This is a genomic window from Cryobacterium cryoconiti (genome assembly GCF_004403065.1).
Lineage (GTDB): Bacteria > Actinomycetota > Actinomycetes > Actinomycetales > Microbacteriaceae > Cryobacterium > Cryobacterium cryoconiti.
The window spans coordinates 41,221-65,171 of the sequence record NZ_SOHA01000002.1 but is presented as its reverse complement, the minus strand read 5'-3'; the positions used below and the strand labels follow the sequence as shown (position 1 = coordinate 65,171).

Below are 23,951 nucleotides of genomic sequence, written 5' to 3'. Positions count from 1 at the left end.
GCACCCGGCCGGGGCCGGGCGCCGGGCGCGGATGCAGGCGGTCCGCGGTGGGCCCGGCCGTCGCCAGGGCGACGTGGCCGGCTGCGGCGGACTCCACGCCCGCGGCCACCACCGTCGAGGCAGGTGAGGGGGTTCCGACCAGCTCGACCACCGCGGAGGCGTCTTCATTCTCTTCGACCAGCGGCAGCAGCGGGCGGTTCTCCTGCAGCCAGGGGGGCCCGTTGCGTACCGCGCAGAGCGACGGCAGCACGGTCTCGTCGTCGTCGACGTCGCTCAGGCACAGGTGCAGGGCGCCGCTCGGAAGATGGATGACCCGCGCCGCCACGACATCGCCCTCGGAGAGGAGCGCGTCGACCTTGTCGAGGGGGTTGGCCGAGATATCGGCCCGCGTGATCGTGAGCTGCAGGTGCGGGTGCAGCGCCAGCACGGCGCGCTGGGCGCTGACCTTCTGCACGAGGGCGAGGGTGATGCTGCCGTGCGGGTACCGCTTGGAGATCGCGGCCGTGGTCGGCGGCTTGTTCTCCACATTGAGGCGATGGGTGGACGCATCGAGCGCCCCCTGAACGCGCTGCCCGGGTTTGAGCGACCAGTCCAGCGGCACCGGCGGGTAGGTCAGTTCCTGCCAGACCGTGGCCATGCCGCCGCTGTCGAGCTCGACCAGGGCGCGCGACCCGCCGAGCATGAAGCCCTTGACGGTGCCGTCCACGGTGATCACGGATGCCGGGGCGAGCGCGAAGAGGCCGGCCTGGTGCGCGTGCGCGAGGGCATCCGTCACCAGCTGATCGGTGGCGTGCTGCGCGTCGCCGTGCGTGAACCGGAGCCGGGAGCGGGAGAGCTCGGCGAACGCGTCGCCGACCGGGTAGGAACGCCCGGCGCTGCCGTAGACCTGGAACTGTGCCGGGAGCAGGTCGCCGAGCTGGCGGGTGAGCTCGCCCGTCTCGATCAGGAAGACCCGGGCGACGTCTCCGATCTGGCTGGAGAGCTGGTCGATCCCGATTTCGGGCACGGCCGTGCCGAACGGCGACGACACCACAACCCAAGGACGATCCCGACCGGAATCGTGCAGGCCGTTCGCGAGTTGTTGCACCGCGACGCTGGTCTCCACGCGGGTATACACACTGACTCCCCTTCCGGCCTTCGTGACGGGCCGTGTGTCGAGAGTACGCCTAACGCCTGTGAGAAACGCCCCGCGCGTTAATCTTCAGGGTGTAGGGAGGCCGGCGAAGGCTACGCGGTCCCGAGCAGCCCGGGCATCATCGTGACGGCCGCAGTGACCATGCCGACGGCGGCCAGACCGACCAGGACGAGCTCCAGCGGCAACAACACGCGGCGCTGCAGCCGGGCGGCCCGCACCTCGGCCTCGAGACGGGTGAAGGTCTCCAGGAGACCATCGCCCGAGTCCAGGGGAACATCGATCCACATGGAGGGGTTGTCGAGAATCTCGGTCAGGCCCTGCCCCTCCGCCGGGCTGAGCACGACCGGGAGCGCCTCCAGCCAGGCGGCCAGCTCCCCGGAATCGAGCACCGTGACCGGGGCCGGCTCCGCCTGCACGTCGATACTGCGTGCTCCGACGAAGACGACCAGCGGGATCACGGGCGTCGCCAGGGTGCGACGCTCTTCCAGCAGCGTCGTGACGCGTTCGGCCTCGAATTTCGCGTGGCGCAGATAGGGCACGGGCCGGCTGTCGAGGAGGATACTGCGACGGTCGACGTGCACCCGGCTGCCGTGGTGCTGCTTCGTGTTGATGGTCACGACGCCGCCCGGACCCACCAGGACGTGGTCGATATCCCAGCCGTGGCCACCGATCGGGAGGGCATGGAAGACAACCCAGTCCGGGGACAACGTCGACAGCTTCTCGCCGACGACGATCTCGCCCTGAGCCCCCTCGTACCAGCCCGCACAGTTCGCCCCGAGCGGGGATCGACCCATGAACCGCGCCCACCGGGTACGCGCCGGCACGCTGCCCTGCTCGCGCAGCAGCTTCTCAATCATGAACTGTGCCGCAAAGCGCTGGCGCATCATGGTGCCTCCCACGGTCATCCGGGTAGCTCCCTGTGAGTGGAGTCTACCGGCCCGCCTTCCGGCGGTGGCACCCGCACGGGGGTCGACGAACGACAACTACGATCGATGGATGGTCAACAACATGAGGGTCGTGCAGACCCAGCTCGGACTGCTTGAAAGCCACATCAACACGATCAAGGAAGATGCGGCCGCACCGCGCGGGGTCGAGGAGGCGCTCGTCGCCATTTGCACCGCACTGGACGCCCTGACGGACGAGTTCCGCCGGCGCCTGCCGACCGAGTAGATCACGGCGCGGCGGTCGGGCCCGGGTCGTCAGCCCGCGGCGGTCACCGCGGCGATCAGCTGCAGCACGCCGAAACCGGCAGCGATCGCGGCGGCCGCGGCGAGCACGCCCCAGCTCAGCCGACGGATGCCGGCCGAGCGCAGCCGCGCATCGAGCTCGGTGAACCGCTCCTGCACGTCCTCGGGGGTGGTGTCCGGAAGCGCATGCCAGACCTGCGGGCTGTCCAGGAGGTCGGCCACTTCCTGCACCTCGCCGGCGCTCAGCACCGGATGGAGCCGGATCAGCCACGGGCACAGGTCCATCGCGTCGAGCACCTTGACCTGCGGTGGCTTCTGCTCGATCGTGAGCAGACTCGGGTCGACGAAGACGAGTACCGGCTGCACGGGCGCGACCAGGGGCATCCGTTCGCGCACCAGGCTGGTGACCCGCTCGGCCTCCGACTCAGCGTGCTGCAGGTAGGACACCGGCTGGGAGTCCACCTGCAAGGTGTTGCGGCCGACGCGGATGTCGCCGGCGTGATTCTTCGTGGTGATCGTGAAGATTCCGCCCGGGCCGATCACGAGGTGATCAATGTCGGTGCGCGCGGAATCGGCGGGAACGGCGCGGAAGACCGTCCAGTCCGGCGGTAGCTTCGCCAGGAAGGAGCCGACCACGATTTCTCCTTTGGCCCCGAGATACCAGGACATACTGTCATCGCCGACCGAGGTCAGACCGAAGAGCCGTGCGAGCGCCGAACGGCGGGGCGCACCGCCCTGCACACGCAGCACATCCCCGATGACCGACTGCGCCGCGAACCGCTTGTGCATCGTGGCACTGTACAACGACATCGAGCTCCCCCCACTGCTGAATCGAATCTAGCGACTCGCACACGCACCCGCGCCTCCCCGAACTGGGGTGATGGCGGCGTGTCGGCTGGTGCCGCGATCACGCAGGGAGGTGGCCGCGGCGGCTGGTCAGACCGGTGGTGGCGCCGGCGCGGGTCGGCGTCCCCCAGACTGGGGGGTGTGAATGCATTCAGGATGACCGGTTTCCGCACGTCTTCCTGGGTTGCGGGGGCCGTCGTCGCCGTGGTCCTGGTCGGTGCCGGCACCGTCGGGATCACGGCCGCGGCCGGACTCGGCGGGAGCGAGTCCAGGCTGACCGACAGCGAACTCGACCAGGCCAGCCGCGCGGCATTGGCCGAGGTCGGCCCCGGCACGGTGACGGATGCCGAACGCGGCCCGGCCGCAGCGCCCTACGCAATCGACACGCGGCTTCCGAACGGCGTGGAGGTCGCGGTCGAGCTCGACCACTCGTTCGCGGTCGTCTGGGTGAGCCTTCCCGGCTGGACCGGGGACCCGGCATCCGGTCTCGAACCCCGCGCCCTCACCCCGGACGAGCTGGCGAGCGTCGACCGCACGACCGCCGGCCAGGCGGCCCTGGCCGAAGTCGGCAGCGGCACGGTCACGGACTTCCGGCGCAGCACTGACCTCGACCACGCCTTCGAGGTGGAGGTCACCCTCGACGACGGCACGAAGCGGGTGATCAATCTCACCGAGCGCAGCCTGGTCGTGCGGGTCGACCGCCCGACCGCGGGCTGAGCCGCCGCGTTGGTCGCACCCGCCGCGGGATCGACCGCCGGCGCACGGACCCGAGCTGCGCACGCCGGTTCAAATCGTTAGCGGGCAGGTTCAAGAAAGAATGACAAGCCACCCGGTAACGAAGTAACGTTGCTCAATAGGGCAGAAACGGTGTGCTCAATCCCACAGACAGCCCTCGCAACATCACAGACGTTGCACCCACGCACCAGCGGCTCCACCTGAGTGAGTTCCCTCGGGTGGCGCCGCGCGTCTGGTTCAGCGCCGGGTCGTTCAGCGCCGGGTCGTTCAGCGCTCGACGAGGATGCCGTCTTCGTCGCAGTAGATGGTGCGCCCGGGGGTGAACGTCACGCCGGCGAATTCCACGACGGCATCCGTCACACCGGAGCCGGTCTTCGTGCTCTTCCGCGGGTTGCTGCCGAGGGCCTTGACGCCCAGCGGCATGGTGCCGATGGCGACCCGGTCACGGATCGCGCCGTTGATCACCACACCGGCCCAGCCGTTCTTCACCGCCAGCTCGGCGATCATGTCGCCCATCAGCGCCGAGTTCAGCGAGCCGCCACCGTCGATCACGAGCACCTCGCCGGCGGCAGGCGACGACAGCACCGACTTGAGCCGGGCGTTGTCCTCGAAGCACGTCACGGTGCGAATCGGTCCGCTGAACCGGAGGGTGCCACCCAGGTTCTGAAACTGCAACGGCACGGATTGCAGCTCGTCTCCGCGCTGGTCGTACAGGTCGGCGGTCAACAGCATTGGTGTCCTCCAGGAGTTCGGGGTGGTGCGGCCTCTGGCTCCTCAGGCTAGTGGCACGGCGGAGGGCGGCGGCGCGGCGGGACATCCGTCACCGGTTGAACGCCCAGGTCGACACGTCCGGTCGAGTTCGCCCCGCGCACGTGGCGGGCTCGACCGGATCAGCCGAACTCGGCGGTGTGCCCGGCCCGTCGAAGCGGATGCCGCGACCCGGCCGCAAGTGCGCGCAACGTAGAGCCGCCTAGCCTCGAACCCACGGACATCGACGTTCGTCCAAGGAGGATCCACCATGACATCGACCACGACATCAGGTTCCACCCCCGAGACCTTCGGACCCGCCACAACCACCATGCAGGCCGCCGTCGTCAACGCATTCGGCGAGCGCCTCACCATCGAACAGCTGCCGATTCCCCAGCCCGGCCACGGCCAGGCCCTGGTGAAACTGATCAGCTCGGGCGTGTGCCACACCGACCTGCACGCGGTCGAAGGCGACTGGCCGGTCAAGCCCAGCCCGCCGTTCATCCCGGGCCACGAGGGCGTCGGCCGGGTCGTCGCGCTCGGCGACGGCGTCACGGACCTCGCGGTCGGCGAGCTCGTCGGCAACGCCTGGCTCTGGTCGGCCTGCGGCAACTGCCAGTACTGTCGCACCGGGTGGGAGACCCTCTGTGAGCAGCAGCAGAACGGTGGCTACAGCGTGGACGGGTCCTTCGGCGAGTACATGCTGGTCGACGCCCGCTACGCCGTGCGTCTGCCCGACGGAGTGGACCCGGTCGAGGTTGCCCCGGTGCTCTGCGCCGGCGTCACCGTCTACAAGGGCCTGAAGATGACCGAGGCGCGACCCGGCCAGTGGGTCGTCATCTCCGGCATCGGCGGCCTCGGCCACCTGGCCGTGCAGTACGCCCGGGCGATGGGCCTGCGCGTCGTGGCCGTGGACGTGGCCGACGACAAGCTCGAGCTGGCCCGGAAGCACGGAGCCGAACTGACCGTGAACGCCCTGACCGAGGACCCGATCGAGGTCATCCAGCGGGAGATCGGCGGCGCGCACGCGGTGCTCGTCACGGCCGTGCACCCGCGGGCGTTCGGGCACGCGATCGGCGAGGTGCGCCGCGGCGGGACGATCGTCTTCAACGGACTGCCGCCGGGAGACTTCCCCGCGCCCATCTTCGACATCGTGCTCAAGGGTCTCACCATCCGCGGCTCCATCGTGGGCACCCGGCAGGACATGGTGGAGGCCCTGGACTTCTACACCCGCGGCCTGATCCACCCCACCGTGCACGCGCGCACACTGGACGAGGTCAACGAGGTTCTCGGTGAGATGAAGCAGGGCAAGATCGACGGCCGGGTCGTCATCGAGTACTGACCGGGAGGCCCGGCGGGCGGCGCGGCTGGTGGGCGCTGCGGGTGGCTGCCGGGCGCCGACAGTCACCGTTTGTGCCGAGTGACGCCGCCGGACGGGCGACACTCGGCAGAATCGGCGACACTCGGTGCGCATCCGCCGAGCTCGACATGTGCGGTCGAGCTCGGCGAGCGACCGCGCAGCAGCGGTCAGTCGATCGCGTCGACTGTGAACAGCGCGGCCTGCTCCGGCGCGAGAAGCGGCGCGGGCAGCCCGACCAGCGCGAGCACCGCCCCGGTCAGCGTCACCGAACCGCCGGCAGCGCCACCGCCGACACCCGACGCTGCCCCGCCGAACGCGCCCGGATCCGCCAGCCAGGCCGGGGGCGCATCCTGGATCGTGCGCGGCGGCGCACCGAGCGGCAGCTGCGCCACGCGGTAGCGCCGCTCGGGTGCGAGACCGGGGAATCGCATCCGCTCCGGCACGGCGGCGCGCGGGGCGGCCAGGGCCACCTGGGCGAACAGGGCCGAATTCTGATCGGGTGCGACGACGCCGTGCAGCTCGAGGGCCGGGTCGCTGGGGTCGGACCGCACGACCACGCCGGAGTGCAGCAGCGGCCGCAGGTGCTTGTACCGGGCGATCCAGGTGGCGATCTGCGTCAGCTCGCCCTCGTTCGCGCGGGTCAGGTCCCACTCGATGCCGGCGCTGCCGAACAGGGCGGTGGCGAGGCGGAAGCTGAGCTCGGAGGTGCGCCCGGTGGTGTGCGCGGTGGCCGCGCCGAGGTGCCCGCCGAGGTATTCCGGCGGCACGAGCACGCTCGTGTAGCGCTGGATCTGCTGCCGTTCGAGCGGGTCGTTGGTGTCGCTGGTCCAGACCCGGTCGACGCGCTCGAGGATGCCGAGGTCGATCCGGGCTCCCCCCGACGCGCAGGACTCGATTTCGACACCCGGATGCGCGGCGCGCACGGCGTCGATCAGGCGGTAGAGCGCCGTCGTCTGCCGGTGGGCGGAACCGGCCAGGAGGTCCCGGTTGTGGTCCCACTTGAGGTAGGCGATCGGGTACTCGGTGAGCAGGGCCGTGAGGCGCGCGAGAACCCAGTCGTAGGCATCCGGGTTGCCGAGGTCGAGCACCCGCTGGAACCGCCAGGTCACTACCGGCGACGTCGAACCACCGGCGCCGGCATCAGCACCCACGCCGGAACCGGCCGCGTCGTCCGCCACACCGCCGAGCACCCACTCCGGGTGCGCGCGGGCCACGTCCGAGTCGAGGCTGACCATCTCCGGCTCGACCCAGAGGCCGAAATCCATCCCGGCCGCGTGCACGTGCTCGATCAAAGGGTGCAGGCCGTCGGGCCAGGTCACGGGGTCGACGAACCAGTCGCCGAGGGCGCGCCGGTCGTCCGAGCGGCCGGTGAACCAGCCGTCGTCGAGCACGAACCGTTCCACGCCGACCACGGCCGCGGCGTCGGCCAGTCGGGCCAGGGTGGGCAGGTCGTGGTCGAAGTACACGGCCTCCCAGGTGTTCAGCACGACCGGGCGCGGCCCGGCGATGGTCGACCAGCTGCGGATCCACGGATGCAGCCGCGCCGACAGTCCGTCGAGCCCGGCAGCCGAGTACACGGCCACGGTCCACGGGGTGGTGTGGCTCGCAGCACTGGCGACGCTCAGCTCGCCGGGTGCCAGCAGTTCGCCGCTGCCGAGCGCCGAACAGCCGAGCGCGCTGTTCTCGGCCCAGGCGCGCTTGTCGCCGCTCCAGGCCAGGTGGGTCGCCCACACTTCGCCGGTTCGGAACCCGAATCCCGGTGTGCCGGCAACCATGAGATAGGAGTCATCGTGGCCGGGGCGGCCGTGGCGGGACTCGCGGCTCCACACGCCGTGGCCGAGTGTGCTGCGCTGCGGCCGGCGCTCGTGGGTCCACAGCCCGGTGAAATCGAGCAGTTCCCGGGCCCGGTCGGGCACCGGAAGGATGACGTCGAGAGAACCGAGTTCGAAGGGCGCGGCAGCCGGGTCGACGTCGGTGTTGGTGAGGGTGTGGCGCAGTCGCAGCACGCCCTCGACCGAGAGTTCAAGGTCGGTGCGCACGGCCACCCGGGCCGCGGCATCCGTCAGGGAGATCGTCAGGGTCTGGGTGCCGGGCAGTAGCCGGTCGGTTTCCGACAGGCCGCCCGCCCGCACCTCGGCCAGGCGCAGGTCGAGGGCCGCGGCGCGCCGGCCGGGCCGGAACCCGCTCACCCCCGGGCGTCCGCTCCACCCCTCCGTGAGGGTCGGCAGCAGGCTGAGCCGCAGGGGCACATCGATCGAGCTCGGCGAGATCGCGGGCACGGAGGCGTCGGCCAGCGCAGCGAGCAGCTCACCGGTCAGGTCGCCCAGGTCGGCACCCCAGTGCACGATGACGGGCACGCCCGTGCCGCGGGCATCCAGCACAAGGCTGGTGCCCGCGGCACGGAGGTAGGGAATCGACACAGTGGGACTGATGCTACTTGTTGACCGGGATCGACTGGGCCTCGAGAGCGTCGATCGTGCTCTGCTGGGCGCTCGTGAGAGCATCCGTCAGCGTTCCGTTGCCGGTGACCGCACCCTTGAAGCCGTCGGAGGTGTCGTTGTAGACCTGCGTCATGGTCGGGCCCCAGATGAAGTCGGGCGAGACCTGAGCGGATGCCTCGGCGAACACGTCGTAGATGGCCTGGCCGCCGTAGAACTCGACGCCTTCCTTGAGGGCGGGCAGTTCGAGGCCGCTCTTGGCGGCCGGGTACAGGTTGGCCGACTTGTTCAGCATCGTGAGGGCCTCGTCCGAGGTGTTCAGCCACAGCGCGAACTGGGCCGCCTCGTAGGGGTGCTTGGAGCCCTTGAACACTGCGGTGGACGAGCCACCCCAGTTGCCGGCCGCGTCGTCACCGGCTGCCCACTGCGGGGACAGTGCCACGGACCAGTTGCCGGAGGTGTCCGGAGCGCCGCTGGCGATGGAGTTGGCACCCCAGGCTGCGGAGTTCCAGGTCCAGTTGGAGCCGGTGTTGTAGGCGTTGTTCCACTCGTCGGTCCACGGCGGGTTGGTGGAGACGAGGTCGCGGTCGATCAGGTCCTGCCAGTAGTCGGCGACCTTCACGGACTCGGGGCTGGTCAGGTCGATGGTCCAGTTGTCGCCGTCGTTCTCGAACCAGCTTCCGCCGGCCTGCCAGACGAAGCCGGCGAACTGGTTGATGTCGCTCTGCGAGAAGTTGGTGATGTATCCGCCGGTGGCGCGCACGGCTTCGGCGGCAACCGCGAACTCTTCCCAGGTGGTGGGGATCGCGATGTTGTTGGCCGCGAAGAGGTCGGCGCGGTAGAACATGGCCATGGGTCCGGCGTCCTGCGGCACCGCGTACACGGCGTCGTCTTCACCGAAGTTGACCTGACCCCAGGTCCAGTCCACGAAGTCGGCCTTGGCGTCGAGCACACCCTCGCACGCGGCGAGGTCCATCAGGCCGTCCTGCACCCGGAAGTTGGGGAGGGCGTCGTATTCGATCTGGCCGAGGTCGGGCGCGTTGCCGGCCTTGAGCTGGTTGAAGAAGTTCTGGTACGTGCCGCCGTTGCCGTTCGGGCCGGTCTGCACCTTCACCTGAACGTCGGGGTTCTCCTCGTTCCACACTGCAGCGACGTCTTCCATCCCGGGGATCCAGGTGGTGAACGTGAGGTCGACCTTGCCCTCGGAAGGCTCACACGCGGCGGCGTCGCCGCCGGACGTGGTCGAACCCGATGCGCAGCCGGTCAGCACGACCGTGGCTGCCGTGAGCAAGGCGACGGCGGCTGCTCTCTTCTTGATTTGCATTGTTCTTCTTTTCTCTTGGTGGGGGTGGGGTGGGGCAGCTGGGGGGGGGGTTACTTCACCGAACCGGCGCTGAGGCCGTTTCGCCAGAAGCGCTGGAGCAGCAGGAAGATGATGATCAACGGAATGATCGACAAGAGCGCGCCGATCAGCACGTAGTCGCGCAGCACGGGGATCTGGTTGACCTGCGAGTTCCAGGCGTAGAGACCGAGCGTGACCGGGAACAGGGTTTCGTCGCGCAGCATGATCAGCGGCAGGAAGAAGTTGTTCCAGATGGCGACGAACTGGAAGAGGAAGACGGTGACCAGGGCGGGCACCATCATCCGTACCGAGACGGTGAAGAAGGTGCGCAGCTCGCCGGCGCCGTCGAGGCGGGCAGCCTCGATCAGCTCGTCGGGCACGCTGGCCGAGGCGTAGATACGGGCGAGATAAACCCCGAACGGGCTGACCAGACTGGGCAGGAACACCGACCAGAACGTGTTGGTGAGGCTGATCTGGCTGAAGATCAGGAACAGCGGCAGTGCGAGCGCCGTCGCGGGCACGAGCACGCCGCCGAGCACGACGTTGAAGATCAGTTCCCGGCCAGGGAAGTTGTACTTGGCCAGGGCGTAGCCGCACATGCCGGCGATGATGGTGCCCACGAGGGCGCCGCCACCGGCGTAGAGGGCGCTGTTCAGCATCCATTTGAGGTAGACGCCGTCGCGGTAGGCGATCAGGTTGCCGATGTTCTCGAACAGGGAGAAGTCGGCGAACCACAGCGGGTTGGTGCTGTTGAACTGGGACCGGTTCTTGGAGGCCGCGACCAGCAGCCACCAGATCGGCACCAGGAAGTAGAGCGTGAAGACGCCCATCACGATCATGGCGCTGACCCGGGCGAACGGGCTCTCGCGCTGGGCGCGCGGCGCCTTTTCCGCGGTCGAACGGATGCCGCGGGCCGGCTTGGCGGGGGTCAGGGTGCTCATTTGGCTTCCTTCCGCTGGGTGAACTTCAGGAACGTGAAGGAGAGGATGAACGTGGCCAGGGCCAGCACCACGGAGAACGCGGCGGCCAGGTTGAAGTTCGGGATCGACGAGGTGGAGTACACCGTCAGGTTCGGCGTGAACGTGCTGGTCACGGCCGAGCTGAAGCTGCGGAAGACCTGCGGTTCGGCGAGCAGTTGCAGGGTGCCGATGATCGAGAAGATCGCGGTCAGGATGATCGCCGGCATGATCAGCGGGATCTTGACCGACCAGGCGATGCGGAGCTGCCCGGCGCCGTCGAGGCGGGCAGCCTCGTAGAGTTCGGCCGGGATCGCCAGCAGCGCCGAGTAGATGATCAGCATGTTGTAGCCCACGAACACCCAGGTGACGACGTTGGCGATGGCCCAGAGCACGAGGTCGGCCGAGAGGAAGTTGATGTTCTCGGTGACGGCGCTGAACGGCGACAGATTCGGTGAGTAGAGGTAGCCCCACATGATCGCGGCGATGACGCCGGGAACCGCGTAGGGAACGAAGAAGGCCAGCCGGAAGAACTTCTTGCCGCGCACCAGCGGCGAGTCCAGCAGCAGGGCGAACAGCAGCGCGAGACCGAGCATGATCGGCACCTGCACGGCGCCGAAGGAGAGCACCCGGCCGATCGACTCCCAGAACGGGCCGTTCTGGAACACCAGGATGTACTGGGTCAGCCCGCCGAAGACCTCTGTGGCCTGGCCGAAGGTGCCCTCGCGTTCGATCACGAGCAGCGACTGGTAGATCGCGTAGCCGATCGGCACAAGGTAGAACAGGGCGAACAGGGTGCCGAACGGCAGAACGAACGCGAGGATCGCGCCCTTGTGCTGTACGCGGGGCTTCGCTCCGACCGGCTTGGCGGGCTTCGCTGCGCGGGGCTTCTTCCGGGCAGCGCTGCCCGGGGCATCCGTCAGGGGAACGGCAGGTGCGCTCATGATGCGGGGTCCTCTCTAATCACGCGAACGGCTCCCGCCGGCACGCGCACAATTCGACCGACGGGTTCGTCGGTGACGAGTTCATGGCCGGCGGCCGCAAGCTCGATGTCATCCGGACCGTGGTTGATGATGAACAGGTAGCTGTGGGCAAGGCCCACGCGGCGCACGACCTCGACCCGGCCGGCGCTCTCCGGGCCGAGCCTGGTGACCCGGGCCTCCTGGGCGATGGTGCGCACGAGGTCGCGCAGCGCTCCGGCCTCCAACGCGGTGGCGACGTACCAGGCGGTGCCGTCCTCGTGCCGGTTGCGGGTCACAGCGGGGATGCCGGGCAGCGGCCCGTCGAGATAGCTCGCGATCACCTCGGCGGTGTCGACGCGCAGGCGTTCCGCCCACAGGGTGGCGGTGGCGCCGGAGTCGAGGGCGAGCACGTGCCCGGGAAGCAGCGGGGAGAATTCCTCCACCGTGATGCCGAGGGTCTCGCGGAACGCGCCGGGGTAGCCGCCGGTGCGCACCCGGTCGTCTTCGTCGACGATGCCGCTGAAGAAGGTGATCAGGGCGTGGCCGCCGGCGGCGACATACGCGTTCAGGTTGTCAGCCTGCGTGTCCGAGACCAGGTACAGCGCCGGGGCGACGACGAGGCGGTAGCCCGAGAGGTCGGCATCCGGGGAGACGATGTCGACCGTGACGCCGACCTCGTGCAGAGCCGTGTAGGCGGCGTGTACCTGGTCGAGGTAACGCACCGCGTGGGAGGGGCGGGATTCGCCGTCGCCGGCCCACCAGGATTCCCAGCTGAAGAGGATGGCGGCATCCGCCACGACCCGGCTGCCGGTGACCTCGGCGAGCCGGTCGAGGGTCGCGCCCAGAGCCACGACCTCGCGCCAGAGCACGGTGTCGGTGCCGGCGTGGGGCACCAGGGCGGAGTGGAACTTCTCCGAGCCCTGCAGGGAGGCGCGCCACTGGAAGAAGCAGATGCCGTCGGCGCCACGGGCGACGTGGGCGAGGGAGTTGCGGGTCATCTCGCCGGGCGCCTTGGCCAGGTTGTGCGGCTGCCAGTTGACGGCGCCGGCGGCCTGCTCCATCAGGAGCCAGGGCGCGCCGCCCGCTAGCCCGCGGGTGAGGTCGGCGGCGAAGGCCAGCTCGGTGGTGGGGTCGGCGAGGCGGTGGTCGAGGTAGTGGTCATTGGCGACGATGTCCATGTCACCGGCCCAGGACCAGTAGTCCAGGTTGCGGATGTGCGCGGTGACCATGAAGTTGGTGGTGACGGCCACGGTCGAGTGGCGGCGCAGCACCGCGGTCTCCAGACGGTAATAGTCGAGCAGCTCGGCGGAGCTGAACCGGTGGAAGTCGAGCACCTGGCCGGGGTTCCGGCTGGAGAGGGTGAGCCGCGGGGTGAGGATCTCGGCCCATTGGCCGTAGCGCTGGCTCCAAAAGGAGGTACCCCAGGCTTCGTTGAGGGCCTCGATCGTGCCGTACCGTGCCTGCAGCCAGAGGCGGAACGCCGCGGCGGTGTCGTCGCAGTAGCAGAGCGCGTTGTGGCAGCCCAGCTCGTTGGACACGTGCCACAGCGCGATGGCCGGATGGTGGCCGTACCGCTTCGCGACCTGCTCGACCAGGGCGAGCGCGTGCTCGCGGAACACGGCCGAACTCGGGCACCAGGCCTGGCGACCGCCCGGGAAGCGGCTGGTTCCGTCGTCGGTCACCGGCAGGATCTCGGGGTGGCGCGTGGTCAGCCACGGCGGCGGAGACGAGGTGCCGGTGCCGAGATTGACCCGGATGCCATTGGCGTGCAGCAGCTCGATGACCGTGTCGAGTGTCGTGAAGTCGTACTCGCCGGGGCGCGGTTCGATGTGCGACCAGCCGAAGATGTTGATGGCCACCAGGTCGACGCCGGCCTCGCGCATCAGGCGCACGTCCTCGGCCCAGGTGCCCGGGCCCCACTGCTCCGGGTTGTAGTCGCAGCCGTAGGCGATGCCCTCGTGAACGAACGGGCTGGCCGAAGCCGTTCCGTCGTGAGTGGCTGCGCGCGTGTTCATGTGCTCCCTGACCGTGGTGTGCAGACACCGGTGTTGACGACTCTGTGAACGTGCACAGAGTCGAGAGCAAAACTCACCATCGGGTTTTCTGTGAACGTACACAGAGTACGGACGCCACGGCTCCCGTGTCAAGCACGTCTGCCCCGTGGGAGCGTTACAGTTATCGAATGGTGATGATTCCGGCTCGACGCAGACGCGCGACGATCCACGACGTCGCCGTGGAGGCCGGCGTCTCCCGCGGCACGGTCAGCCGGGTCGTGAACGACGAACCCTACGTCTCGGCGTCGGCCCGCATCGCCATCGAGGCCGCCATCGAAAAGGTCGGCTACGTGCCCAACAACGCCGCCCGCAGCCTGGTCATGCAGCGCTCGGAGGCCGTGGGCTTCATCGTGCACGAGCCCCATTCCCTCTTTCTGGACGACCCCAACATCGGCGGCATCCTGCTCGGCGCCAACACCGTGCTCTCCCGCGCCGACTACCAGATGGTCAGCCTCGTCATTGATTCCCAGCGCGACACCGACCGTGTCGCCCGCTACCTCAGCGGCGGTTTCGTCGACGGTGTCGTCATCGTTTCCGCCCGCCACGAAGATCCCATCACCCGGGTGATCGAGAAGCTGCGCCTCCCGGCCGCTTTCGTGGGACATCCGCCCGACCTGCAGGCGCTCCCCTTCGTGGGCATCGACAACCGGGCGTCGGCGCGCGCCATCACCGAACGCCTGATGCAGACCGGCCGCACGCGCATCGGCATGGTCGCCGCGGCCCTCGACCGCGACTCCGGCGCCGACCGCCTGGCCGGTTTCACGGATGCCCTCGGCGACCGCTTCGACCCGGCCCTCGTCGCCCGTGTGCCGCTGTACACCTTCGCCGACGGGGCTCAGGGCATGCGCGAACTGCTCGAACGCGACCCGCTGATCGACGGCGTGTTCGCGGCGTCCGACGCCGTCGCGGCCGGAGCCCTCGAGGCCCTCCGCGACGCCGGGCGCAGCGTGCCCAGTGACGTCGGCATCGTCGGCTTCGACGACAGCACCTGGGCGCTGCGCACCCAGCCGCACCTGTCCACCGTGCACCAGCCTGCCTTCGGCCTCGGTGCGGCGGCGGCCGAGTGCGTGCTCGGCCAGTTGCGCGGCGAGGAGCAGCCGCCCGGCGGCATCCTGCTGGAGACCCCGATCGTCTGGCGCGACTCCGCCTGAACGGGCGGGCAAGCCACTCCGCGCGGGGTGCGAGCAGGCCGGGCGCGGGGCAGACTGGGAGCATGGTTCGCAAACAGGCCGTCGTGCGCGGGGTCGTGCAAGGGGTGGGGTTCCGCTACTACGCCCAGGCCGAGGCCCGTCGCCTCGGCCTCGCGGGATTCGTGCGCAACCGCGCGGACGGCACGGTGGAGGTCGAGGTGGAGGGGAACGCGGCATCCGTCTGGGCGATGCTCGCGTGGCTGCAGCACGGACCGCCGTCGGCCCACGTCGAGGCCGTCGAGGTCAGCACGATTGCCCCGCTCGACGAGACCGGGTTCCGGATCGGCTACTGAGCGGGAACCCGACCTGCAGAGGTAGCGTGGAAGCATGTGCGCGCGAGCTGCCGATCCCGCTCGGACGAAACCCACGGAACGCGTCCCGGCGGCGGCGAACCCGGTCATGCGCGCACTGCCGGCGGCAGGCACCCGCCCGGCACTGACCCGGGGGCCGCGCCCGTTCCCCGTGCGCCGCGTGCGCCAGGCATTCGGCGTGGGTCGGCTCCTGCTTGCCGGGCTGGGCGTGGCGGCCCTCCTCGGCTACTTCGACTACGTGCTCGGCTTCGCCACGTTCCAGATCTACAACTTCTACAGTTACTTCACGGTGCAAAGCGGCATGGCGGCGGTCGTCGCGTTCGTCGCCGGTGCGATCGTCGCGTTCCGGCACACGGTCGACCCACCGTGGCTGGACTGGTTCCGGCTGCTGGTCACGACCTACATCACCGTCTCGGGGATCGTGTTCCTGACCATCGTCATCCAGTCCTCAAACCGGGATTACACGATCGAGGTGCCCTGGTCGAGCCAGCTGCTGCACTTCTGGATTCCGGCGATCGCCCTCCTGGACTGGCTGACGGATGCCGGCAAGGCCCGCCTGCCCTGGAAAATCCTGGCCTGGGGACTCGTGGTGCCCAGTATCTGGGGAGTATTCACGCTCATCCGCGGGTCGATCGTGGGCTGGTACCCATACTTCTTCCTCGACCCGGTGCAGGTCAGTGGGCCGCTCGAAACGGCGGTCTACTGCCTGGTCGCGTTGACGCTCTTCACCGCTATCGCAGCCGTTCTCACGGCCACGTCGCGGCTGCCCCAGTGGATGTGGCGGCGCGGGTCTACAGCGGAATGAACGAGTATTCGCTGGTCAGATGCTCACCCTGACAGGCTCCGCAATAAAGCACACCGGATGCCTGCATCGCGAGCACCCGGGGCGTGCACTGCACCACCTTCGGGCCGCAGCAGGGCGAGATGACCATATAGGAGCCCGGGGCGGTGGGCAGGTGCCCGCTCAGCCCACGGATGTGGTGGGTGCCTTCGCACGGCAGGTCAGGGTCGAAGTCGAGAAGAACGACGGATTCGAGGTCAATGTCGAGGAGGGTATCCATGGGGAGCACAGCAATCACACGGTCAAGCAGAGAGGTGGAACAGTCGCGGGTGGAGGTGGTGCATCCCAGTGGCAACCACGCTGGGACGGCCGGCGGCTGAGCCCGGCCTGGACCGGGGGTACTCACCCCTCAGGAATCCGTCGGCACAGCCAGTCAGGGTAACGACTGGACCTCTGGGCGCTGCACCACGACGGGCTGCGCCTGCATGAAAACGCACCCCGAAGGGGGGCCAAATTTCACCGACTGGACGTTGGCAGGAGCATACACGACGAATCTCGAGATTGCCAAGGGTTGACTTCGGCGAGGCGCTGGTCAGGTGTTTTGATGACGGGTGGTTCGCGCCTACTCCGGGGTCGGGGTGGAGGTCGGCACTCCGGCGTAGAACGGTTCGAGGCTGGTCAGTGCGGCCGCCAGGAACTCGTCGTCATCGACCTCCGCGAGGCGCAGAGCCGCTTCCGCAGTGACGAGACCGACCAGGACCGGTTCGCCGGTGAGCGGAACCATGTTGATCCAGACGCGGAAATCGTCGACGACGCCGACCGTGGACCAGAGCGGGGCATCCGTGTCCCAGAACGGTTCCTCGAACTGCAGCCAGATCTTGTCGAGCGTGCCCATGCCCAGCGCCGCGATGGCACCGCGATGTGCGAAGGGCAGCGGCGGGTCGAACTCCATCACCTTGGTCTTCAGCACGCCGAGCGGCACCGTGACGATGACCCGGTCGGCGGAGAGCGACTCGCCGTTGCCGAGCCGCAGGCTGGTGCCGGAGTCGCTGTAGGCGATCCGGGTGACCACGCTCGAGCCGAGCACGTCGATGCCGTCACTCAGGTCCTCGAGCAGGGTGGCGTAGCCGCCGAGCACGATGCGGTCCTCGCCGGCGCCGTCGTCGGCGCCGTCGTCGTCGGCGCCGTTTTTCGCGGCGGTATCGGCAGCCGAATACCAGGACGACTGCTCCGCGACGGGAGCGCCGGTCTTCGGATCGAGCACCACCGTGATCTGGTAATCAAGCCAGTCGGCGTCGGAAACGCCGATGTCGGCATCCGTCGTCGAGAGCTTGGAGGCCCCGGAATCGGCCAGCGCCTGGGCGATGGACACATCGGCAGGCTGCTCGGCGGCCCAGGCCAGGGCGGTGGCGACCGCCTGCGCGCCGGTGTCCGGCACCTCCACGACCGCGCCGGCCGCGGTGCGTGCCTCGGGTACTCCGGAGAACGGGGCGGTGGCGACGCCGCGGTCGGTGAGGTCCTCATCGAGGGTGGTGTCCCCGGTGCGCCGCACGACGGCCGCGCCGAGCTCGATCGGGAACGGCCAGTCCGTGTCGGTGACGGTGTCGATCCGGCCGCCGATGCGGTTACGGGCCTCCACCACGAACACATCGAAGCCGGCGTCCTGCAGGTCGCGGGCAGCGGCGAGCCCGGCCATTCCGGCGCCGATCACGGCGATGCGCTCCCCCACGTCGGCGGCCGCGATCACGTCGCGGGCGGCGCGCTGACCGGAGTCGCGGGCACCCTGCACGGTGCCGAACGCATCGGTGGAGGTCGCCTCACCGGCGAAGAACAGCCGGTCGTCGACCGGCTGGCTGAGGGCATCCCGCTGCTCGGGCGTCGCGCCCACGGCGGGAAAGCTGAACGAACCGCGCGCGAACGGATCGGCCGACCACGACGTGCGACGCATGGCCGCGGGCTTCGGCACGAGCGAGGGTGCCGAAGTCGGTTTGGGCGTGACGGAGGCCGAGGGCCGGGGAGTCGGCGACACGCACGCGGTGAGCGCGACCAGGGACAGGCCGGAGACCGAGCCGAGCAGAAAGGTTCGACGTTTCATAGTGTGTCCGCGTCACGTGTGGCGCTGACGCTCTCCTTTCCGAGCGGGCCGGGCAGTATGACCAAACTACCGCAGAGGTCGGCGAAGTGGCTGGTCGGGGCGAGTGTGGCGGGACGCACGCACGTCGCGTCGGCCTGTGTGTGCTCGCAGCCTTCGCCCGCTGGTGTGCATCCCGCTGGTGTGCATAACTCCTGCAATTCGTCGTGCGGGGGAAATACAGGCCCGGAATCACGCGGGAGACCCGCTGCACGCGCCGAAATTGCAGGAGTTATGCCTGGGAACGGAGGTTGACTCGGGCACCAGCAGACGTCGGCGCAGCCGGCGAGCGCGGGTCAGGCGAGCGGATGCTGCAGGAAGCCGTCGTCCAGCAGCTCACGCACCCGCGGAAACAGGTCCGCGGCGAGTTCGCGTTCGTCGACGTCGAGCAGCTCGGCCAGCGCGGCCACGATCGAGCCCACGTCGAGGTCACCGTCGCAGGCTCCGACGAGTGCGGCGAGGCCGGTGTCCAGCGGGACCGACCGGCCGAAGCCACTGCCCTGGTGCAGGGTCATCAGGGTGGGGTCCTCCTGGCCGGGCCAGTAGTGCCGCTCCTCGGTGACATCGGCTGCGACGGTGAGCCGCGCACGGGCGAGGCGGGCGTCATCCGTTGCCGCGTGCCAATCATGGGCGGAGAGGCAGGCGGCGAGGTGGCTGCCCATTCCTCCGGGGTTGTGGCCGAGGCCGCCGGGAAGTCGTTCGAGGCGGCGGAGAGAGGGCGGGCCGGCGACCGTTCGGCGCAGCAGCATGTAGCCGAAGCCGACCTGGCTCACGCCGCGGGCCTCGAAGTCGTCCAGCCAGGCACCGTAGAGACGGTCGAAGTCGGCGGTGTCGGCGCGGGTGCCGCCGTCGCGGATCCACGTCTCGGCGTAGAGCGTGGGTGCCTGCACCTCGCGTTCGATGATCCAGGCGTCGAGCGCCACGTGCGAATTCGACGGAGATTTTGCTCCCGGAGGGGCCGCAGGTGTCGAATTCGGGGTGTTTCGGGCAGAATCTCCGTCGAATTCGTCAGGGGCATCGAGCCAGCCGGCCAGTCGCTCGAAGGCGTCCTGGCCGGCGTGATACTCCCAGTTGCCGAGCAGCTGGGCGACGCCGCCCGGGGTGAGGTGCTCGGCCGCGCCGCGCACCACGGCCTCCACTAGGGCGTCGCCGACCAGGCCGCCGTCGCGGTATTCGTAAGCAGGCACCCCCGGAACCCGCGGGGTGATCACGAACGGCGGGTTGGAGATGATGTGGTCGAAGCGCTCCCCCGCGACGGGTTCGAACAGGCTGCCGAGGCGGAACTCGATGTTGCCGATCTCGTTCAGGGCCGCGTTCAGAGCGGCGAGCTCGAGCGCGCGCACCGAGATGTCGGTGGCCACCACCCGGTCCGCGTGCCGGGACGCGTGCATCGCCTGGATGCCGCAGCCGGTGCCCAGGTCGAGGGCGCTGGCCACCGGGGTGGGGATCAGCAGCCCGCTGAGCGTCAGGGATGCCCCGCCCACGCCCAGCACATGGCTCTCGCCGAGCGGGTGGCCGAGCGCGAGCTCACCCAGGTCGGACAGGATCCACCAGCTGCCGGCACCCTGCGCGTCGACGAAGCTGTAGGGCCGCAGTTCGAGCAGCGGGCGAACGGTGGCACCGGTGTCTGCGTCGGCGCCCCGGTCGGCAGCGACGGATGCCGCGAGCCCCAGCTCTTCGGCCCCGGCGGCACCCAGTGCGGGCAGGGCGGCCTCGAGCTCCGCACGGTCGACGGGCAGGCCGAGCACGAACAGGCGGGCCAATGTGGCGCAGGGCTCGGTGTGCCCGAGCGTCTCCCGGAGGCCGTCCAGCGCACGCAGCGCCGGGACCCGCTGATTGCGGCGCAGCGCGGCATCGGCGTCGATCCCCCACAGGCCCGTGAGGGCCGAAACCGAGAAGTTGGCGGTGGCGAGGTCGGAGCGAAGCCGGGCGATCAGTGCAGAAGTCACCGGTCTATTCAACTGCACCCGCTCAACCGCACCGACTCCGCAGCCCCGGCTCAACCGCCGGTCTCCGGCCGGGTCAACCGCCGGTCGTGTGCATAACTCCTGCAATTTGCACCGGCGTCGCCGGACTTCCGCGTGATTCCGGGCCTGTTTCCTGCCCGGGCGACGAATTGCAGGAGTTATGCACCATTGCGGAGGACCACTGCCCGGACTCGGACCGAGACCCAGACCCAGACCCAGACCCAGACCCAGACTCGGACTCGGACCAGGACTCAGGCGCAGACGCAGGCGAATCGAACCGCAAGCCGCACCGGCAACCGGCCTAGCGGCGTTCCTCGGCCACGCTGTTGCCGCCGTCGACGACGATGGTCTGGCCGGTGACGTACGACGCGCCGGGCGACGCGAGCCAGGCGATCACGGATGCAACCTCCGCCGCCGTGCCGCTGCGTCCCACCGGAACGAGCGCGCCCTCGACCGCTTCGCTCTCCAGCTGGGACCCGGTCTCGATCCAGCCCGGCGCGACCGCGTTCGCGGTCACGCCGAGCCAGGCCTCGTCCACGGCGAGCGCCCGGGTCAGCCCGGCCAGGCCGGCCTTCGCCGCCGCGTAGGTCAGGTCCCCGCGGGAGGCCATCACCGGCCCCGACACGCTGGACACCGTGATGATGCGTCCCCAGTTCGCCTCATGCATGTAGCCGATCACGGTGCGCGTGGCATGGAACGCCGTCGACAGGTTGATCGCGAGGCCGCGGTCCCATTCCTCCGGCGACGTGGTGCTCACGTCGCCGTGCAGCATCTCCGCGTCGCCGACCGCGACCATGCCCGCGTTGTTGACCAGGATCGTGGGTGCCAGGCCGGCCTCGAGCAGGGCGTCGGCCAGCAGCCGCGCCCCGGCCTCGGTGTCAAGGGTGCAGACGAAACCGGATGCCCCGATGCCCCGTTCCGCCAGCTCGGCCGCGCGCTCGTGCACGCGTTCGGTCGTGGCGGTGAGCACGACCAGCGCACCGAGCTCCCCCAGCATCCGGGCCGCGGCGAATCCGATCCCGGAGGCGCTGCCGGCCCCGGTGACCAGGGCGGTGCGGCCGGTGAGGTTCCACGCGTCGGGCAGGGCGGCCGGGAGGCCGGCAGACACGGGCACACCGGGGGAAACAGGGAGACCGACAACCTCGGGGAGAGTCATGGCGTCATGCTAGCGGCTACTACGGCACGTCCATCGGAATGGCGGCGAACTCGCGCACGACCAGCCGGGGCGTGATCAGCCGGTGCCGCGGCTCGTCCGATTCCGGGGCGCCGTGCACGCGTCCGCCGAATTCTCCCGTGAGGAGGTCGAGCACTCCGGCGGCGACCTCGTCGACGGCCTGGTCGACGCTGGAGAGACCGACCGCGGCGGCAACCGGCGTGTTGTCGTACCCGGTGACCGGCACGCGTCCCGGGTTGGCGATCATCGCGCCGAGGGCGAGCGAGTCACTCGCGCAGAGCACGGCGTCGAGCCGGCCGGCGTTCTGCCGCAGCTCCGTCATCGCGGCGGTGCCCTGGCTGACACCGTCGGTGGTGACGATCTCGAGCCGGGCGAGTTCCTCGGCCGAGACGTCGCCGCGTTCCATCATCGCGTCGTACCAGCCCCGGCGGCGTTCGTCGCCGGTGCCCGACGGGCTGGGCCAGCCGATGTAGGCGATCCGCCGGGCACCGGCGTCCTGTTGCGCCCGGGTGGCTTCGTGCAGGCCGGCCCAGCCGTCCACATCCACCCACAGGTGCTGCGGGTCGTTCAGATCGTCGTCACCCCACGGGCGTCCGAAGGTGACGAAGGAGATGCCGTTCGCGATCAGCCACTGGGTGCGCGGGTCGCCGGCGAACGTCGAGGTGAGCACGAAGCCGTCGACGTCCGCGCCGTCGTTCAGACGCTGGAACTGGGTGATCTCGTCGTCGGGGCTCGTCGCCGTGAACAACAGCACGCGCAGCCCCTGCGCGTCGGCCTGTTCGGTCAGGGCGTGCAGGAACCGGTCGAGCACCGACCCGGAGATGCCGTCGATCATCGGGTCCAGACGGATGCCGATGGTCGAGCTGCGCCGCGTGCGGAGGCGCCGGGCGGAGGCGTGGGGCCGATACCCGAGCTCCTTGATGGCGGCCTCGACCCGCTCGCGGGTGTCAGCGCGCACGATGCCGGGCGAATTCATCACATTCGAGACGGTCTGGCGGGAGACGCCGGCCGCAAGGGCGACATCCGTCACCGTGGGAAGCCCGCTCATACCTGCTCCTGCCCCAAGCCTGCCGATGACCGCGCACGACCGCGCCTGAATTGAACGATCAAATACCGTTCTGCACAGGCTACCGCGTGCCGCCGGATCGCAGGGAACGGGGGCGCCCGCCCGACCGCCCGTCCGAGCGCCCGTCCGCGCGCCCCCTGCGATCGCCCCGCCGGTCAGGCAATTCTCCGCTCGGCCACCCCGCGGACCTGTTCCCCGGAAAGACGCGGATTGTATCGATCAAAAGAAAAGTTTGATCGATCAAATAAAGTCAGCTATCGTGACCTCTACACAAGCAAACGCGCATCGATGCGCGACACAAGGAGAAACAAGATGCAACGACGCAACTCTCGCTGGTTGATCGGAACCGGGCTCGCCGTCGCCGGCGCCCTCACTCTCAGCGCCTGCGGTTCCGGATCCGGCTTCGGCGACACCGCCGATGCGGGCGGAGAGCTCACCAGCGACTCCTCCCAGGGACTCAACGTGCTGATCGGCTCCAGCGGAGACGCCGAGACCGCATCCGTCAACGCCGCGGTCGCCGCCTGGTCCGAGAAATCCGGCACCGACGCCAAGGTCAGCGTCGCCAGCGACCTCAACCAGCAGCTCGCCCAGGGCTTCGCCGCCCAGAAGCCCGCCGACGTCTTCTACCTCTCGACGGATGCCCTCGCCGGCTACGCCTCGAACGGCTCGCTCCTGGCCTACGGCGACCAGCTCGCCAACAAGGACGACTTCTACCCGAGCCTGGTCAACTCCTTCACCTACGAGGACAAGTTCTACTGCGCACCGAAGGACTTCTCGACCCTGGGCCTGGTCATCAACACCGACCTCTGGGCCCAGGCCGGGCTCACCGACGCCGACATCCCCACCACCTGGGATGAGCTTGCCGCCGTGAGCAAGACCCTCACCACCGACACCCAGGTCGGACTCTCCCTCGGGGGCGAGTACGCCCGCCTCGGCGCTTTCATGGCGCAGGCCGGCGGCAGCCTGATGAACGAGGACAGCACCGAGGTCACCGCGAACAGCGCGGAGAGCGTCGCGGGCCTCGAATACGCGCAGACCCTCCTGAACGACGGGGTGATGAGCTACGCCAGCGAAATCGGCGCCGGCTGGGGCGGCGAGGCGTTCGGCAAGCAGCTCTCGGCCATGACCATCGAAGGCAACTGGATCACGGGCGCGATGAAGAGCGACTTCCCCGCGGTCAACTACACGGTCGCCGAGCTCCCCGCGGGCCCGGAGGGCAAGGGCACCCTGCAGTTCACCAACTGCTGGGGCATCGCCGCCGACAGCCCCAACCAGGCTGCCGCCCTCGAGCTGGTGGAACAGCTCACCAGCAAGGACGCCCAGCTCACCTTCTCCGAGGAGTTCGGTCCGATGCCCTCGATCGAGTCCGCCGCCGACGAGTGGAAGACCGCCAACCCCACCCTCGTCGCCTTCCTCGACGGCGCTGACTACGCCCAGGGCGTGCCCAACGTGAAGGGCGCCGCGGATGTCGTGAGCGACCTGAACGCGCAGCTCGAGTCGCTCAAGACCGGGGACGCCCAGGCGATCCTCGACTCCGTGCAGAAGAACCTCGAAGCACTGCTGAAGTAG

Annotated in this window: 21 protein-coding genes; 7 read left to right on the top strand and 14 right to left on the bottom strand. The window is 69.4% G+C overall.

Annotation, left to right across the window (positions count from 1 at the left end):
• Positions 1-1,117, bottom strand: a 1,117-nt coding sequence (locus tag E3T49_RS01095) for a S1 domain-containing protein (RefSeq protein ID WP_198414199.1), incomplete at its 3' end; no start/stop codon positions are given.
• Positions 1,118-1,227: 110 nt separating this feature from the next.
• The gene (locus tag E3T49_RS01090; protein ID WP_134422667.1) at positions 1,228-2,040 is read right to left on the bottom strand and encodes a nuclease-related domain-containing protein; all 813 of its coding nucleotides are present in this window, start codon (positions 2,038-2,040) and stop codon (positions 1,228-1,230) included.
• A gap of 91 nt (positions 2,041-2,131) precedes the next feature.
• Between E3T49_RS01090 and E3T49_RS16050 the strand changes: the two genes are divergently transcribed.
• Positions 2,132-2,305: a hypothetical protein gene (locus tag E3T49_RS16050; protein WP_166785434.1), complete on the top strand. Its 174-nt coding sequence runs from the start codon at positions 2,132-2,134 to the stop codon at positions 2,303-2,305.
• Between the two features lie 29 nt (positions 2,306-2,334).
• Here the strand turns inward: E3T49_RS16050 and E3T49_RS01085 are convergent, their stop codons facing one another.
• Positions 2,335-3,111, bottom strand: coding sequence for a nuclease-related domain-containing protein (locus tag E3T49_RS01085; protein ID WP_166785433.1), 777 nt, complete (start codon positions 3,109-3,111; stop codon positions 2,335-2,337).
• 198 nt (positions 3,112-3,309) lie between these two features.
• On the opposite strand from E3T49_RS01085, the gene E3T49_RS01080 reads away from it, so the two are divergent.
• Positions 3,310-3,885, top strand: a complete 576-nt coding sequence (locus tag E3T49_RS01080) for a PepSY domain-containing protein (RefSeq protein WP_134422663.1) — start codon at positions 3,310-3,312, stop codon at positions 3,883-3,885.
• A gap of 285 nt (positions 3,886-4,170) precedes the next feature.
• Here the strand turns inward: E3T49_RS01080 and rraA are convergent, their stop codons facing one another.
• Positions 4,171-4,635, bottom strand: coding sequence for a ribonuclease E activity regulator RraA (gene rraA, locus E3T49_RS01075; RefSeq protein WP_134422661.1), 465 nt, complete (start codon positions 4,633-4,635; stop codon positions 4,171-4,173).
• Between the two features lie 346 nt (positions 4,636-4,981).
• Between rraA and adhP the strand changes: the two genes are divergently transcribed.
• On the top strand, positions 4,982-5,992 hold the full coding sequence (gene adhP / locus E3T49_RS01070) for an alcohol dehydrogenase AdhP (RefSeq protein ID WP_134422675.1): 1,011 nt from the start codon (positions 4,982-4,984) through the stop codon (positions 5,990-5,992).
• A 185-nt stretch (positions 5,993-6,177) separates the two neighbouring features.
• Here adhP and E3T49_RS01065 read toward each other — a convergent pair whose 3' ends face one another.
• The 5 genes from E3T49_RS01065 to E3T49_RS01045 are packed head-to-tail and all read right to left on the bottom strand — an operon-like array spanning position 6,178 to position 13,723.
• Positions 6,178-8,430 (bottom strand): alpha-galactosidase, encoded by a 2,253-nt coding sequence (locus E3T49_RS01065; RefSeq protein ID WP_134422659.1) that lies wholly within the window; start codon positions 8,428-8,430, stop codon positions 6,178-6,180.
• 13 nt (positions 8,431-8,443) lie between these two features.
• On the bottom strand, positions 8,444-9,772 hold the full coding sequence (locus E3T49_RS01060; protein ID WP_134422657.1) for a sugar ABC transporter substrate-binding protein: 1,329 nt from the start codon (positions 9,770-9,772) through the stop codon (positions 8,444-8,446).
• Positions 9,773-9,822: 50 nt separating this feature from the next.
• Positions 9,823-10,731 (bottom strand): carbohydrate ABC transporter permease, encoded by a 909-nt coding sequence (locus E3T49_RS01055; RefSeq protein WP_134422655.1) that lies wholly within the window; start codon positions 10,729-10,731, stop codon positions 9,823-9,825.
• Positions 10,728-11,690, bottom strand: coding sequence for a carbohydrate ABC transporter permease (locus E3T49_RS01050; RefSeq protein WP_134422653.1), 963 nt, complete (start codon positions 11,688-11,690; stop codon positions 10,728-10,730). Before E3T49_RS01050 ends, E3T49_RS01055 begins: the two co-directional genes overlap by 4 nt.
• A complete protein-coding gene (locus E3T49_RS01045) occupies positions 11,687-13,723 on the bottom strand; it encodes a beta-galactosidase (RefSeq protein WP_134422651.1) in 2,037 nt (678 codons plus the stop codon). The genes E3T49_RS01050 and E3T49_RS01045 overlap by 4 nt, the downstream gene beginning before the upstream one ends.
• 167 nt (positions 13,724-13,890) lie before the next feature.
• Here E3T49_RS01045 and E3T49_RS01040 point away from each other — a divergent pair, with 167 nt between their 5' ends.
• The 3 genes from E3T49_RS01040 (at position 13,891) to E3T49_RS01030 (ending at position 16,068) form a co-directional block, all read left to right on the top strand.
• Entirely contained in the window at positions 13,891-14,913 is a 1,023-nt protein-coding gene (locus E3T49_RS01040; protein ID WP_241972572.1) for a LacI family DNA-binding transcriptional regulator, read from the top strand.
• Positions 14,914-14,975: 62 nt separating this feature from the next.
• Complete coding sequence (locus tag E3T49_RS01035) at positions 14,976-15,245, top strand: acylphosphatase (RefSeq protein ID WP_134422649.1); 270 nt, start codon at positions 14,976-14,978, stop codon at positions 15,243-15,245.
• Between the two features lie 34 nt (positions 15,246-15,279).
• Positions 15,280-16,068, top strand: coding sequence for a Pr6Pr family membrane protein (locus E3T49_RS01030; RefSeq protein WP_134422647.1), 789 nt, complete (start codon positions 15,280-15,282; stop codon positions 16,066-16,068).
• On the opposite strand, the gene E3T49_RS01025 is transcribed toward E3T49_RS01030, so the two are convergent.
• The 5 genes from E3T49_RS01025 to E3T49_RS01000 all read right to left on the bottom strand — a co-directional run bounded on the left by E3T49_RS01025 (position 16,055) and on the right by E3T49_RS01000 (position 22,364).
• Positions 16,055-16,324 carry a hypothetical protein gene (locus tag E3T49_RS01025; protein WP_134422645.1) on the bottom strand — a complete coding sequence of 90 codons (270 nt, stop codon included), beginning with the start codon at positions 16,322-16,324 and terminating at the stop codon, positions 16,055-16,057. The two genes, E3T49_RS01030 and E3T49_RS01025, sit on opposite strands and share 14 nt — an antisense overlap.
• Before the next feature lie 342 nt (positions 16,325-16,666).
• Complete coding sequence (locus E3T49_RS01020; protein WP_134422643.1) at positions 16,667-18,139, bottom strand: flavin monoamine oxidase family protein; 1,473 nt, start codon at positions 18,137-18,139, stop codon at positions 16,667-16,669.
• Between the two features lie 332 nt (positions 18,140-18,471).
• The gene (locus tag E3T49_RS01015) at positions 18,472-20,124 is read right to left on the bottom strand and encodes a DUF7059 domain-containing protein (protein WP_241972571.1); all 1,653 of its coding nucleotides are present in this window, start codon (positions 20,122-20,124) and stop codon (positions 18,472-18,474) included.
• Positions 20,125-20,443: 319 nt separating this feature from the next.
• A complete protein-coding gene (locus E3T49_RS01005; RefSeq protein WP_134422637.1) occupies positions 20,444-21,298 on the bottom strand; it encodes an SDR family oxidoreductase in 855 nt (284 codons plus the stop codon).
• Between the two features lie 19 nt (positions 21,299-21,317).
• Complete coding sequence (locus E3T49_RS01000) at positions 21,318-22,364, bottom strand: LacI family DNA-binding transcriptional regulator (protein WP_134422635.1); 1,047 nt, start codon at positions 22,362-22,364, stop codon at positions 21,318-21,320.
• Between the two features lie 330 nt (positions 22,365-22,694).
• Between E3T49_RS01000 and E3T49_RS00995 the strand changes: the two genes are divergently transcribed.
• Positions 22,695-23,951 carry a sugar ABC transporter substrate-binding protein gene (locus E3T49_RS00995; protein ID WP_134422633.1) on the top strand — a complete coding sequence of 419 codons (1,257 nt, stop codon included), beginning with the start codon at positions 22,695-22,697 and terminating at the stop codon, positions 23,949-23,951.